Annotated in this window: 1 protein-coding gene; it reads left to right on the top strand. The window is 41.0% G+C overall.

Annotated elements, in window-relative coordinates; genetic code table 11:
* The coding region (locus tag DW103_RS18340) for a hypothetical protein (protein ID WP_199653065.1) at positions 1 to 278 on the top strand (278 nt) is incomplete at both ends.

The raw sequence follows: 278 nt of genomic DNA, 5'->3' as shown, positions 1-278 counted from the left end.
ACATGGGATGGAAATTTAGACAAATGGACCTATTCGCAAGATATAGAATTACTATCTGCGGCAAACGGATGGCTGTGGTTTAATGCCGCATTTTATTCCGATAAGAAAAAATCGGCTGAAGTCTTGGTCGAAAACGGTATCCGGATTCTTCGTATTTTTAACAGCGGCATTACCCAGGCAAATGCTGATTTATTAAACAGGGATGCCGGTACTTATGTGATTCGTGTGCGCTACAAAGCTATTACCGCTGGTACTTTTTCATTCGGTTTTTCAGGAAA

It is taken from the genome of Parabacteroides sp. AM08-6 (assembly GCF_003473295.1).
Lineage (GTDB): Bacteria > Bacteroidota > Bacteroidia > Bacteroidales > Tannerellaceae > Parabacteroides.
This window is presented reverse-complemented; position numbering and strand designations above follow the sequence as displayed.